The organism is Thioclava sp. GXIMD4216, from assembly GCF_037949285.1.
GTDB classification, from domain to species: Bacteria; Pseudomonadota; Alphaproteobacteria; order Rhodobacterales; family Rhodobacteraceae; genus Thioclava; species Thioclava litoralis.
Genome location: NZ_CP149928.1, coordinates 146942 through 160182 on the forward strand (window position 1 = coordinate 146942; position 13241 = coordinate 160182).

Sequence of the window (13241 nt, forward strand, 5' to 3'; positions counted from 1 at the left end):
ATGCCCGTTTTCCGGACCTTTCTTCAAAGTATATTATAAGATCGACGCCAACAACGAGTAGGATTAGTGGCGAAATGGCTGTGCGTCACTCCGAGATGAGTGCTGGCTCCTGAACTCGATCACACTATGCTAAGCGACCGCTTCCGAGAAGCTGAGCTGCGGTATCTTATGCAGAGGGGAAGGTCTGCTAATGGGATGTACCGGCTGCTTCACCCAGCAGGTTAGGCTGTGCCTATGTCTGTAAGTTGGAGAAGTAGCATGGATAAGAAGACGTTCGATCAGCTGATGTCCATCGGAGTCGACATTGGCAAGGACACGTTCCACCTCGTCGGGTTTGACCGAGATGGTCAGTTGGTGTTGCGTAAGCAGATTAAGCGATTGGCACTCGTCACGACATTCGAGAAGCTGCCGCGATGCATCGTCGGCATGGAGGCTTACCTGAGTGCCCATTTCGTCAGTCGGACCCTAAGCGACGCGCGCGGGCGGATCGTGGGTGTGGTGGTGGCCAAGCTCGATGCGCAGGTCATCCAGAACGAGATCGGGGATATCCCGCAAAACGTGAATTTCGCGATCCGCGGCGAGATTGCAAAGCTGTTTCTGGCGCAGAATGGCGTGGAGCCGGTCTTGACGGATGGGGCCGACGCGCTTGCACCGGAAGAGCTGGCCAACCGCTTGCAGGAGGTGACCCATTTCATCAGGTGCGAGTGAAGCGGGGCCAGCGGGCATGTGGGCAACCTGCGTCATTGAATGGTTGGACATATCGGCTGACGGTTGCCAATAAATGCAAATCTGAGGAATCTCGCTACATTTGGGGAGCTTATTTTTTGAGAAAAAAATTTGTTGTTTCTGACGATGGACTTCGATCGCTGGAGCAGACAGAGGCCTTTAGGAACCTCGATCCTGATGCCCAGAAAATTCTGGCGGAGCTACTGTATGACCTGCTAGGGGGCGAGAATGATACCAGCCCGAAAGGCGTTAAAACTGGTCTTCAGAAATTGGACCGATTTATGGATGCCAAGATGAGCCCGGATCTGCATGCAGCTATAGTGGCTTCAATGAGCCAGTAAGCAGGAGGGCAGGTGAAACAGCATTCCGTCTGCTTCAGTCATCGGGATATTCAGAGACCGGTGGTCAAATTTATGAAAGGAAGTCCTTCACTCTTGTGGGATGACGGGTGAGAACCGTGAGGGCGCCACTCTCAGCCATATTGGCGGCATGCTGTTTCATGGCCAGGTTTTGTGCCAACCAACCTGAAGGCAACCCGAGCTTATTGGTCACTGCGCTTAACCTCTTTGGAGGTCCCGCGTTCGATGCGGGGATCAAGCCGCTGCTGGCACCACCGCGCCCAGCTCGACTGCATGGCGGACCCGCTGTCCTTGAGATTGGGATCGTGCTTGCAGATCGCGCGGGCGGCGGCATTTGGCGGGAGATTTGGTGTTCAAGGATCATCATTACTGGATCAATTTACTTCTGGCCTATAGAGGCTGCGCTCTGCGCGATTTCGGGGGCTTGGGTTAGGTTGTTCCTTGATGACGAAGACAAGGAGAGAGCCTGTGGCACCCAAGAAACTTACCTTCCGGAGCCGTGAGAAATGGGATTCCAATCTGTCGGCGGAAGACAGCGTGATCGCCGCAGAGTTGATGGCGCGGCTACGCGGACCAAACGGCGCCAAAGACGAATTTCTGCTCGCCGCCATCGCCCAGAACCTACTAAAACTCGCGAAGCTGCGCCCGCGAAGCATCAAGCAGGAGGCCGCAGCATGAGATGAACGGCTATCATGCCGTCTTGAGGCGGAGGAGCGGGGGATTGCCCGAATGCAACGGCCTGGTTCAGCGACGACGAGCCTCCAAACCGGCGATCTTGACCGACTTCTTCAACAACACCCGCCCTTCTGGCCGTATGCTGCGCTGCATCGATTATCTTGCGACCTCTGGCAACCTTCGTAAGTGCATATCCGTGGTCAAAAGATGATTTGGCCAAACGTCAGCTTCGCGAATTCGGGCTGCCCGCCACCAACGGCGATCATGATACGCAGGGCAAGCAAACGTTGCCTGAAGCTAATTCCGACGAACAGATATCAGTTTTCCCCGGACAAGTTGCCAACTTAGGGAGAACGACATAGTTTCGGCTGTTCAATTGTTTTCGTTTCGACAATACGATGTCACTTGCGGCAGCGAATACTAACATTCGCAGATTTCTGGCCTCATCATCTTCTGCAGCAGATTTTTGGACGCAGCGGTCATCGACAAGCCCGCAAAACCGACGGCGGTTTGTGCCGACGAGACTTTGCATGGGATGAGACGGTTGATCCGGGCATCTGCCCAGACAGGTGGGGTGCCGCGTCAGAAATAGGCGCGTCCGATCCTTGGTCTGTATCAGAAAAATCGGGCGCGACCGGAAGTTCCGTGAGTGATGTCGCGCCCTTAGTGTCTCAGGTAGATTATATGCAGCATTGGTAATGCATCTTTAGGTGGTATGGGAACCCGAAAACGACAGCAGCATGATCAAGAGTTTTGATCATGCTCTGCATTTTTCGTTGCCTCGGATTAGGGGCTGTCGGGGCTGGTATCCGATTATGCGCGGCTGTTGCGTATGACGGACAAGGCTAAGGCGCGGGTTATGGCAGAACCCGCGCCTTTACCTGTAGAAACGCCAACTCAGGACGTGGCAAGACCCTAACACAGCTTGTGCCGGTGGTGAATCGCAAATCCGGACGGTCCGAGGCTCTAGGCGGAAGATGGCAGACCTGCCCTCGGGTCGGGTCCAAACGAGGATGCAGGGCGGGACATGCGCCCGTAAGCCTTTTGGGCTGCGTCAGAAATCGTGGCTTACCGACCGGTGCGCTTGACGACAATCGATGTGGTCTTGACGATCAGCCCCAGATCGCTTTTCAGGCTCAGCCTGTCGAAATAATCATCGTCATACGTGACGCGGGCGACAAAGGTCGTGGAATTGCGGCCTTCGACCTGCCACAGGCCGGTAATGCCGGGGCGCATGTCAAAATAGGCGGCGCCGCCTGCGTTGCGATAGAGGGATTCTTGATCGATCAGGAAGGGGCGAGGGCCCACAAAGCTCATATCGCCTTTGAACACGTTGAAAATCTGGGGCAGCTCGTCCAGCGAGGTGGCGCGCAGGAAACGACCGATGGAGGTGATACGGGGGTCAATGCTAAGCTTTTGATGGACATGCCATTCTTCTGCCAGCTTGGGGTCTTCGGCGCACATTTTTTGCAGTTTGGCTTCGGCGTCAACAAGCATGGTGCGCAGCTTGTAACATTGGAAGGTTTTGCCATTTTTCCCGATGCGGGGTTGCACGAAAAGCCCCGGGCCTCCGTCGCGACGTACCATCAGCCATAGAACGGCGATGACCGGCAGCAATACCGGCAGAAGCAGCAGGGCCAGAAAAATATCCAGAATGCGTTTGCCCCGACGTTGATAAAATCCCGGTCGGTGTCCCACATAAGGGGCCGGTCCTTCATAGGTCGGCATGGTCGAAGAAAATTTCATCAGATAAGTCCACAAATGGGGAGAGTGTAATCAAGCTGCTGGGCAGTCTTTTGGTGGTGAAACACTTGTTAAGCTAATCTGAACCAAGCTGGTTTCGCCGCAAACGCCGACGGAAGGTAACCAGAACGTGCAATGATATGCATGAATTACAGCCAATTTTCTGAATGGTCTACAAATTTAATCATTTTTTAACCTATTAACTCACATGTGGACGCTACGTCCAAAGTCAATCTAGGGCAATTCCTGAGAGTTCACCCTCCATTGAGGGATTTTTAGAAAAAAGATTCTTAAATTCGCCTGTTTCGGCTGCATTTTCTGTAAACCGTCACGGAAAATAAGCATATTTTAGATACATCATCAATTTCTATCAATTTCTCTTGATTCAGCCCGCGCGCACACGACATAAGGGGGCATGCAGGTGTGTTCTGCAGCGCAGTATCATCTGTTTTGTTTCCAAACATGTTTATCCAGACAGCCGAAGCTGGCGCGATCCAGCGGCTGTTCTTCCGGATGAGGGAGCTTTCCATGACGTTTCTGAAAACCGCAGCTATTGCAGCTGCCGTAAGCCTTGGTGCCGGTTTTGCCGCCAATGCGGCTGTTATCGGCCCCTATAGCGGCGTGAGCACGGGGCTGTCGGTCCCCGGGCTCGGGGTCTATCAATCTTTCAGCTTCTCGTTCGAAGTGGCTGAAAGCGGCACGTATCTGTTCGATATCGATGCGCCGGATTCGGCGGGGTCGATTCTCTATAGCATCAATACCGATGGCAGCTTCGATATGGAGACGGCAGCACTCGGGTCGAGCTTTACCTATGATCTGAGCGCTGATTCCAATCCGTCAGGCTATGACTATTCGATGACCGTCGCTTTCCTGTCGACCTCTTCGGCACCGGTGACCGTGACCATCAGTGATGTGCCTGCCGTTCCGGTTCCGGCAGCGCTGCCGTTGCTGGCAGGGGCTCTGGGTCTGGGTGGTTTTGTTGCGCGCCGCCGCAAAAAAGCGGCCTGATCTATCTGGGCTCCTCGGCTCTGTTGCTCTGGTGCCGCCCCTTCGGGGGCGGTGTCGAAAATGGCCAGCTTTGGTTATCTCTTTAACACAAGCCGATATGTTTTTCTGTTACTGACGCATTTTTCGCGTGACAAATCTTTTTCACATTGCAACCCTAGGATGCGTATTTTGCGGCGCCCGTTCTCGGGATTGCTGCGGTAAGTCCCTAGAAATAGTGCCGTTTTATTCTTCTTCAGGGCAGGGGGCGCGCTTGGCAGGGCGATGTCTCTTGTTATTTTGAAATTGAGCGTAGGCGGGGAGGGGATCCGTCGTCCGGAGCACCTGAAAAGCTTGCCCTGCGTCCTTCTCGGAGGTTTTCTGGCAATGGCGGAACCCGCGGAAGATCTTTTTGACGCCTCTGATTGCGGCCCTATGCGCCCTTCCATGCGCGGGATAGGCTTCGAGGCGGTAAGCTTTGCCCTTGTCGGGCTGATCAACACGGCTGTGGGCTATGGCACTATCTTGCTGTTGATGTGGGGCGGGGTCGGACCGGTCTGGGCCAATGCGGGCGGCTATGTGTTGGGGCTGGTCACCTCTTTCGTGCTGAACAGCCGGATCACTTTTGCCGCACGCAAGCACCCGCAAAGCGGTTTGCGGCATGCCTTGCGCTTCGTGCTGTGTGTGGCGTTGTGCTGGCTGCTGAATCTCGCGCTCCTTTCGATCGGTCTCCGCCTCTGGCCCTCCTGGCTGGCGCAGGCTGTTGCGATGATCGGCTACAGCGCGGCCTTTTTCCTTCTTGCGCGGACGGTCGTGTTCCGCCCGCCGACCGAACGACAGGAGCGTCCTTTATGAGACTTCTGACCGATCCTGTCGCGCGGTCCGGGCCTGCCGCATTTCTGCTGCTCTGGGCTGCGGCGGTGTTCGTGCTGGTGCCCGAAATGTGGCGCATGGGGTGGTCCGGCAATGAAGTCAATTACTTCGATCTTGCTTGGGCGCATTTCCACCCCGAGCTGTCCGGCCCCGATCATGCTGTGCGCGATGCCTCGCAAGCGCGGGTGGCCAGTTTTGCCGTGATCGGCAGTTTGATCAACCTGTTCGGGTTTGACGGGGCCAAACTTGCGTTGCTGGCGCTATGCCTGCCTGCTCTTGCCTTGGGCTACAGCCTGATGGCCCGTGCCTTTCATCTAAGCCTCGCGGGGGCCACGGTCGCCTTGGTGCTGTTTGTCGCCACCCCGCAATCGCTCTTCGGGCAGGAATGGCTGTTTCAGGGCGTCGAGGCCAAGGTTCTGGCCTATGTCTTCATTTTTCCGGGGCTGGCGGTGGCATGGTCGGACGGTGCCGCAACGCGCATGTTTCCGGCTTTCGCGGCGGCGCTGTGCCTCGCGCTGGCCACATGGATGCATTTCCTTGTGGGCGGGTTCTGGATGCTGGTGGTGCTGGGCATGTTCGCCTTGGGACGCAAGGGGGCCAGAGGGCGGCGCATGGCGGTGTTTTTCGCAATCTATCTGCTGCTGACGGCCCCGCTGGTCTGGATCATCCTTTCCGAGAGGATGGCCGGCGGCACACCCGATATGGCAGGGCTGTCGATGACGCTCAACCAGATCTATGCCGTTTTCCGCAATCCGCACCATCTTGCCCCCTTTGTCTCTATGGGCGAGTTCGCGCATACGTGGTTTCCGGGGGTCCTGATGGCGGCGGTGATCGCGGCTCTGGCGTTCGGCCTTGCGCGGCAGGATCTGTCGCAGGCGCGGGACCGGCGTCTGATGCTGCTTGTCGCCTGTCTGAACCTCTATCTGGTGCTGGCGGTCTGTCTGGCCTTTCTCGACCGCGAGACCCAGCGTTTCGGGATGTTCTATATGTTCCGACCGGGATCATTGATCCTGCTGCTGAGTTTCATGGCGGGGCTGCGCTGGATCACGGCGCGGCTGTCCGATGGCTCGGGGCAGGCGGCGCCCCAGAAGGTCCGCAGGCCGATGCTGCGCCCCGTTCTGGCGGCCTTCCTGCTGGCAGGGGCATGGGTGGCACCGCAATATCTGATGCTGGGTTATAATCTGGCGCATCAGCCTGTGCCCGATCTGGCCCATAGCCTGTCGGCCGAGGATGCCGAGCTGGTCGCATGGATGCGCAGATCGACGCCGCCCGAGGCGCTGTTCCTGATTGCGCCTGCCAAAGGCGACATGCGCAGCGATGCCGACATGCCGCGATTGGGGCTGGAACGGCTTAGCCAGCGGGCAACTCTGGTGAACTGGAAATTCGTGCCCACCACCCCTTCGGAGATCATTCGCTGGTATCGTCTGTTGCAGCTCCGTCAGCAGGTTTTTGCGGGCGATTGCGCCGCGCTGGGGCAGTTGCCGACCTCTCGTCCGGTGGATTACCTTGTCATCGAGCGCAACGGGGAGGGCGCAGCGCGCGACGGCCTGCAGGACTGCACCCGTCCGGTCTGGAGCAATGCCCGTTACAGGGTTTTACAGACTCTTTCTGCGGAAAAGGCGCTGGCGGCTGTGCCGTCCGGCACTGTCGCGCGATAGCAGTTTGCACAACTTTTGGTTTATTTCCTGTTGCCTTGTGTTCTCACCTATTCATACAGCCCTTGAAGGGGGCGTGACCGGAGAGTGATCATGACGCCTCAAACCGAATTGGATCGACCGCAAACCCCACCGCCCCATACCGCGCCGCCTCATGCCGCGCCGTCCCATATCCGGCCCGACGCAAAGCCCGAGGACGGGCGCGCGCGCGCGCCGCAGCAGGACGGCCCGCCTGCGACCCGCATGGCCGTAGGGCCGTTACTATCGGTCGTGGTGCCTTGCTATAACGAGGAGCAGTCCTTGCCCGAGACCCTCAGGCGGTTGCTCGGCGCCTGCGAGACCGTGTGTGGCGAGGATTTCGAGATCATTCTGGTCGATGACGGTTCGCGAGATATGACATGGCCGATGATTGCGCGGATGGCACGGGATGTGCCGCAGGTGGTGGCCATCCGGCTGGCGCGCAATCACGGGCACCAGCTTGCGCTTTCGGCGGGGTTGGATCTGGCACGCGGCGCGCGCATTTTCATTATCGACGCGGATTTGCAGGACCCGCCAGAGCTGCTTGGCCCGATGATGGCGCGCATGGATCAGGGGGTGGATGTGGTCTATGGCCGGCGGGTTGCAAGGCGGGGGGAAACCGCCTTCAAGCGGGGCACGGCCGCGGGGTTCTATCGGTTGCTCAATCATATGGTCGATGTACCGATCCCTGCCGATACCGGCGATTTCCGTCTGATGAGCCGCCGTGCGCTAAACCATCTGCTGTCGATGCCCGAACGTCACCGCTTTATTCGCGGGATGGTCGCGTGGATCGGGCTGCGACAGGAGCCGTTCGATTATATCCGCGAGGAGCGTTTTGCCGGTCAGACCCATTATCCTTTGCGCAAGATGCTATCTCTGGCGATTGATGCCATCACGGGATTTTCGGTGAAACCGCTTCGCATGGCCTCCTATCTGGGGCTTGTTGCGGCTGCAGGGGCGGTTATTTTGCTGGCCTATACCCTGATTTCATGGGCCTTTTTCACAACGGTCTCCGGCTGGGCATCGGTGATGATGACCATGCTCTTTATCGGGGCCGCACAGCTGCTGGTGCTGGGGGTCATCGGTGAATATCTGGGCCGGATGTTCATGGAGGCCAAGGGCCGCCCGCTTTATATCATTGACCATGTCGAGCGTTTCCCTGCCGCATCAGAGCCCTTGGTTGCGGCCGAACGGCGCGGGAGGCTGACACCGCAGGGCCACGCCGAATGGCAGGCTGGCGCGGCTCCGAGGCCCGAGGCGCGTCCCGAGGACCCCAAGGCGACGCCGTCTGCGGAGATGGCGGCGGGGTCGCATTCCGCCTGAGGGTGACGCTTAGGGCGGGCTGTTCCTCCGGCCGTGTTCGGCGCGGTGCGCATCTGTCGCGGTGCGCTTTGTCGGGGCCAGCAACCGCGAGAGATCGCCATTCATAAAGGCGTTCAGCAGGGGCAGCTTGGCGATGATCGCTGCCGCCAGAACGGTGATCACGGAGGCGCTTGCCCAGAGCAGCAGGCCGGGCAAGTCCGGCGGCAGCCATTTGACCGGATGCCCCGTCCAGAGCGCGGCAACCAGCAGTAGCGCCAGCGGATGCAGCAGGTAGAGGGTCAGACTGTCGCGCAGCCCCCAGCGGGCCATCCATCGCGGGGCCAGATCAGGCCAGCGCAGCGCGGTGCCCAGAAGGCCCAAGGTGATCAGGGGCACATGCAGGCCCCATTGCAGATCCATCGCGCGCAGTCCTAGCCGGTGGCACACCAGCACCTCGGCCAGACAGCTTGCCATGCCAAGCGCAAGGATCGCCAGAAAATGGCGCCCCTGCCAATGTGTTAGCCGATGCAGCGCGACCCCTGCCATCAGGCAGGGCAAGCCCGTAAGCTGGCGCAGGGTCACGACCGTGTCCCCGAAACGTCCCGGTCGCAGCAGGTTGATATAGCCTGCCGCGATATTGGCGAAAAGGATGAGGAGGCTCAAGGCGATGGCCAGCCGGAAGGCTTTGACCTCGGCGAAAGCGGCATTGGCCAGAAACCCCATGACCATTGCCGACAGGAACCACATGTGGAAATAGCTGCCACGGATCAGGGTTTCGATGTCAATCGACCCGATCCCGCCGCGCCAGACCTGAACAGGCAGGTACAGCACCCAGACCAGCGCGAAAATCACGCAGATCCGTGTGATGCGGGGCAGGGTGATCTTGGCAAAACGCCGTTCGCTATCGGCCAGATAATAGCCGCTGAGCGCCAGAAAGAACGGCACGGCCCAGCGAAAGGCCGATGTCCAGAGGTCTCCGGCCAGCGCGGGCCATTCGGGATAGCGGCCCGCATGCAGCGCGATCACTCCCAAGGCCGCGACCAGACGGAGCGCATCAATCGAGGTATTCCGGCGGGGCGGGGACAGGGGCATTGGCGTAGGCATCGGGCAAATCTCTTCAACGTCGGAAAATCAGTGGCGGCGGGTATCGGGGTAATAGGGTTAATCTACACGGCATAGTTGAATGCAGATCAATCTCTTTTTCTGATAGCGCCTTATTTTCCGGTGTTTTATGCGCAGAAAACCGCGCCTTTGACGCGAATGCATCTTTGAAACGCATTGCCTCTTGTCGGCGGGCAATGCCATAATACCTCTTGTGTCCCCTCCCCCCTCAATGGGCTCAGTTTCACGGGTATTTCCATGACCGATCTGATTACCTCCTCTGCGCCGGCAGATGCCGATTTCCTGTCTGTGCGTTTCGACCTCTGTTCGCAGCAGGAATGGCGCGACCTCCTTTTCCGCCCCGCAGGCGAGCGGTTCGATTATGTGGTGACGCCCAATGTCGATCATATCGTGCGCCTCGCCCGAGAGCCGGAGATCCGGCCGGTTTATGATGCGGCGCGCTGGCATATCTGCGACAGCCGTATCCTGCAGAAACTGGCGCGGCGGCGGGGGCTTGATCTGCAGGTCTATCCCGGATCGGATATGGTCGCGGACCTGCTGCATGATCGGGCGGCCAAGCGGCTGCGGATTCAGGCCATCGGGCCATCTGCGGAAGATTTCGCCAAACTGACGGCGCTTTATCCTGATCTGGATCTGGTGCGCGTCGAGGCGCCTTTCATGCGGCAGGGTAGCCCCGAATGGCGCGCGACGCTGGAAGCCGTAGAGGCGGTTCCGGCTGATATCTATCTGTTCTGCCTGTCTTTCCCGAAACAGGAGTTTTTCGCCGCGGATCTGAAGGCGCGCGGCATTGCCCGTGGGACAGGGTTCTGCGTCGGGGCCAGTCTCGATTTCCTGACCGGCCATCAGACCCGCGCACCGCAATGGATGCGTCAGGCGGGTCTGGAATGGGCGCACCGTCTGCTCAGCAATCCCCGCAGATTGTGGAAACGCTATCTGATCGATGCGCCGAAGATCTTCGCGCTTTACATGGCGGATAAGCGGCGCTGAAGCTCAGCGCACGCTTTTTTGCTTGATCAGGTTGATCTGGTGGACAAGGGCGCGGTGTTGCCGGTGAAGCTTGAGATGCCGCGTCAGTTTTTCACCGAAGAACAGGCCCGCGCCCAGCTTCTCGATCCCGCCGCGCCATTGGAACATGCGCTGGCGCAGGAAAAGCGCCAGCTTCTCGGCAGAGCCTGGCACATGCCCTTCTCCGGCAGGCACATAGCCGCGCGCAACCAGCAAGGCGCGGGCTTTGCCTTCAAGCAAGGCGATATCCTCTGCCGAACATTTATGACGCCATTGTTCGATCAGCTTGGGATCGGGCGGGTCATAGGTGCTGTTCTTGTGATAGGAGAGCATCTCCTCGTCCCACGGCACATCAAGGAAATCGCAGACGCGATGGAGCTGGCTGTCAATGTCGCGGAACAGGTTTTCATAGGTGAGTTGCAAGGTGTTGGGATCATCGGGGGCAATGCCCGCCTTGTCCCAGGCCGCTTCGGTTTTGATCCAGTGATCCACCCCGTAATAGATATTGCACGACCACCCCATACCGATGGAAGAGCGTGCCACATCACGCGGATCGCGCAGCATGTGGATCAGCTTCACCTCGGGGAAAATGGCGCGGACCTTATCGACATTGCGATGGATGTTGATGGTCATGACCGGCTTCGAGCCGTACCGCGCATCGATCTGGTAGAGGAAATTCTCCAGCAGGTCCAAACCGTCTTTATCGGCAGGCACAATCAGCCCGTAGGCCTGAAAGATCCAGTCGAGGCGCATCTTGTCGATGTCATAGCGCCATTGGGTCGGATGCGAGGGGTCGGGCCAGAGAAAGTCGAACAGGAAATCCAGTTCGCCCGGGTTGGCGATCATCGGGTGGTGGTCCAGCATTAACCGGAAGACCGTCGTTCCCGAGCGTAAGGCACCGTAAACAAAAACGATATCTTTCGTCTTCGCCATGTTATCCATAAACATTCCTCGCGTTATGGTTGTTCTTTGCTGGAGAAAGGACCCTATGGCCAACCCGACATGCAGGCCATAGGCGATTGGAATGACCCTCCGTCACTGCGGCACGAAGCGCGGCAGGACAGAGTTGACTTCAAGGAACATCTCTTTCAGCCGTTCCTCGGCATGGGCTTGGCTTTCGCCCTCGTTGATGGGGGTGGTCAGGCGCACGAGCGCCCCGTCCGTGCGGCGGATGGTGAAGCCGTCCCAGAGCAGGATCAGCTTGGCTTCCATATCCCATGCGATATGGCGGCCATGACTTTCGAACCAGTAATAGACCATCATCTGCGCTTCGCCCTTCTGGATGATCGCGCGGTTGATACGGAAGGGCTGCTTCAGCCCGACCTCGGGGGCGATATTCACGCGGTCAAGCTTGGCGATCTCCCATCCCGAACTGGGCAGGCAGATTTCTGGCGAGTGGGTGCCGCCCTTCGTCTGGTCGTTATAATAGGCCGAGAAGAATTCGACAGGGGTCGTGCTGCCGGGGCGGGTGAAGCTTGCGCCGTAATAATCATTGGCCCCCAAGGACTGTTCGACCGCGGTATCCAGACGGGCCATCGGGCGCGACTGCCAGTCCTGCAGATGGCGCGGGAACAGCGCGAAAGGGTCGCGGTCGATCTGGATCGGGGCCGGAGCCGGACGGATTTCCCAGCCAATCGCCGAAATGCCCAGAATAAGCGTGGCCGCGATCAGCCCCTTGGACGGCTCGATCAGACCAAGGCGTTTGGCCTGCGGCCAGAGCCCCGTGAAGTCGAGATCCAGCGCCTCGGGCAGGCTCATCTTGGAGCGTTGCAGCTTCAGCATGGTCCATGCCAGCCCGAACAGGATGACAACCGAGGACATGAAGATGACCCAGCCCTCGAAGAAATGCGAGAACCCTTCCAGATGGCTCTCGCCAAGATATTGCACCAGCCAGCCGGCAATCGCGATTCGCACCGAATTCATCACGACGGTGATCGGGGCTGCCGAGATCAGCAGCACGGCCTTGTGCCACATCGGGCCGCGATAGAGCACGGCGAAGACATAGGAGAAGGACATGATCGGGAACAAATAGCGCAGCCCCGAACAGGCTTCGGCCACATGCAGTTTCAGAACGCCCAGATCGATGATGTTGCCTTCAAGGAAGACCGGCACCTGCAGCAGCCCCAGAAGCGCCACGCCCAGTTCCGAGGAGATGCTCTGCAAAAAGGTCGACAGTTTGTAATACAGCACGCCGGGCAGGGGCAGCATATAGATCAGGTGCAGAACGGGCACCCAGAAATGTTTGCCCTGCGTCCAGCCGAAGCTGATCAGCAGCATCGAGCCGACCCAGAGGATGATCGCATAGGCGACCACATCATCGATCTGCGAGAATTTCCCCAGCGCCCCCAGTGCCACCGCAAAGAGCAGAACGGCAAGGCCGGGCCAGCGATTGACGGGGCCGCGATAGATCGGTTCGGATTTCAGCTCCTGAAAGAACATAAAGGCAGACAGCAGCGGGATTAGCGGGCCGTGGCTGTATTCTGGTGTGGCCCATGCCGTCAGCAGGGCGTCGAAACCTTCGTGGAAATAGACCACGGCGGCAATCGTCGCCAATCCGAACCAGATCAGGCCCAGTGGGGAGATGCGCGATGAACTGGCATCGGTCCCGGCCAGATAGTCTGTCATATTCAATTCCTTATCCGCATTGGGGCCCCAAGAAAAACCGGCAGGAGCGTGCAGGGTATCGGGCTGGCGAAACAATCAACGTTATTATTAACGCATTTTTAACCCAGCTGTGTCCTCTGGGGAAGGGAAGGTTTTGCCGATCGTTGTTTTCGCC

General features: G+C 58.5%; 11 protein-coding genes and 1 pseudogene. 8 read left to right on the top strand and 4 right to left on the bottom strand.

What is annotated here, in order from left to right; all coding sequences use genetic code 11:
• Positions 1 to 258: 258 nt before the first annotated feature.
• From WDB88_RS16075 to WDB88_RS16085, 3 genes and pseudogenes are all read left to right on the top strand, one after another.
• Positions 259 to 474, top strand: a pseudogene (locus tag WDB88_RS16075) (IS110 family transposase); the annotation flags it as partial.
• Between the two features lie 350 nt (positions 475 to 824).
• Entirely contained in the window at positions 825 to 1067 is a 243-nt protein-coding gene (locus tag WDB88_RS16080; RefSeq protein ID WP_339110009.1) for a hypothetical protein, read from the top strand.
• Between the two features lie 486 nt (positions 1068 to 1553).
• Positions 1554 to 1763, top strand: a complete 210-nt coding sequence (locus WDB88_RS16085) for a hypothetical protein (RefSeq protein WP_339110056.1) — start codon at positions 1554 to 1556, stop codon at positions 1761 to 1763.
• 1065 nt (positions 1764 to 2828) lie between these two features.
• Here the strand turns inward: WDB88_RS16085 and WDB88_RS16090 are convergent.
• On the bottom strand, positions 2829 to 3506 hold the full coding sequence (locus WDB88_RS16090) for a sugar transferase (protein WP_339110010.1): 678 nt from the start codon (positions 3504 to 3506) through the stop codon (positions 2829 to 2831).
• A gap of 525 nt (positions 3507 to 4031) precedes the next feature.
• On the opposite strand from WDB88_RS16090, the gene WDB88_RS16095 reads away from it, so the two are divergent.
• The 4 genes from WDB88_RS16095 (at position 4032) to WDB88_RS16110 (ending at position 8356) form a co-directional block, all read left to right on the top strand.
• The gene (locus WDB88_RS16095; RefSeq protein WP_339110011.1) at positions 4032 to 4511 is read left to right on the top strand and encodes a PEP-CTERM sorting domain-containing protein; all 480 of its coding nucleotides are present in this window, start codon (positions 4032 to 4034) and stop codon (positions 4509 to 4511) included.
• Between the two features lie 423 nt (positions 4512 to 4934).
• Positions 4935 to 5342, top strand: a complete 408-nt coding sequence (locus WDB88_RS16100) for a GtrA family protein (RefSeq protein ID WP_339110012.1) — start codon at positions 4935 to 4937, stop codon at positions 5340 to 5342.
• Positions 5339 to 7018 carry a DUF6798 domain-containing protein gene (locus WDB88_RS16105; protein ID WP_339110013.1) on the top strand — a complete coding sequence of 560 codons (1680 nt, stop codon included), beginning with the start codon at positions 5339 to 5341 and terminating at the stop codon, positions 7016 to 7018. Before WDB88_RS16100 ends, WDB88_RS16105 begins: the two co-directional genes overlap by 4 nt.
• 90 nt (positions 7019 to 7108) lie before the next feature.
• Entirely contained in the window at positions 7109 to 8356 is a 1248-nt protein-coding gene (locus tag WDB88_RS16110; protein WP_339110014.1) for a glycosyltransferase family 2 protein, read from the top strand.
• Positions 8357 to 8365: 9 nt separating this feature from the next.
• On the opposite strand, the gene WDB88_RS16115 is transcribed toward WDB88_RS16110, so the two are convergent.
• A complete protein-coding gene (locus WDB88_RS16115; RefSeq protein WP_339110015.1) occupies positions 8366 to 9439 on the bottom strand; it encodes an acyltransferase in 1074 nt (357 codons plus the stop codon).
• A 255-nt stretch (positions 9440 to 9694) separates the two neighbouring features.
• Between WDB88_RS16115 and WDB88_RS16120 the strand changes: the two genes are divergently transcribed.
• The gene (locus WDB88_RS16120) at positions 9695 to 10444 is read left to right on the top strand and encodes a WecB/TagA/CpsF family glycosyltransferase (protein ID WP_330629537.1); all 750 of its coding nucleotides are present in this window, start codon (positions 9695 to 9697) and stop codon (positions 10442 to 10444) included.
• 3 nt (positions 10445 to 10447) lie between these two features.
• Here WDB88_RS16120 and WDB88_RS16125 read toward each other — a convergent pair whose 3' ends face one another.
• Positions 10448 to 11395, bottom strand: coding sequence for a sulfotransferase (locus WDB88_RS16125; protein WP_339110016.1), 948 nt, complete (start codon positions 11393 to 11395; stop codon positions 10448 to 10450).
• Between the two features lie 102 nt (positions 11396 to 11497).
• A complete protein-coding gene (gene xrtD / locus WDB88_RS16130) occupies positions 11498 to 13087 on the bottom strand; it encodes a VPLPA-CTERM-specific exosortase XrtD (RefSeq protein WP_339110017.1) in 1590 nt (529 codons plus the stop codon).
• Positions 13088 to 13241: the final 154 nt, after the last annotated feature.

Coding starts and splice junctions, on each gene's coding strand:
- WDB88_RS16090 (WP_339110010.1), bottom strand. CDS start 3,506: ATGAAATTTTCTTCGACCATGCCGACCTATGAAGGACCGGCCCCTTAT.
- WDB88_RS16095 (WP_339110011.1), top strand. CDS start 4,032: ATGACGTTTCTGAAAACCGCAGCTATTGCAGCTGCCGTAAGCCTTGGT.
- WDB88_RS16100 (WP_339110012.1), top strand. CDS start 4,935: ATGCGCGGGATAGGCTTCGAGGCGGTAAGCTTTGCCCTTGTCGGGCTG.
- WDB88_RS16105 (WP_339110013.1), top strand. CDS start 5,339: ATGAGACTTCTGACCGATCCTGTCGCGCGGTCCGGGCCTGCCGCATTT.
- WDB88_RS16110 (WP_339110014.1), top strand. CDS start 7,109: ATGACGCCTCAAACCGAATTGGATCGACCGCAAACCCCACCGCCCCAT.
- WDB88_RS16115 (WP_339110015.1), bottom strand. CDS start 9,439: ATGCCTACGCCAATGCCCCTGTCCCCGCCCCGCCGGAATACCTCGATT.
- WDB88_RS16120 (WP_330629537.1), top strand. CDS start 9,695: ATGACCGATCTGATTACCTCCTCTGCGCCGGCAGATGCCGATTTCCTG.
- WDB88_RS16125 (WP_339110016.1), bottom strand. CDS start 11,395: ATGGCGAAGACGAAAGATATCGTTTTTGTTTACGGTGCCTTACGCTCG.
- xrtD (WP_339110017.1), bottom strand. CDS start 13,087: ATGACAGACTATCTGGCCGGGACCGATGCCAGTTCATCGCGCATCTCC.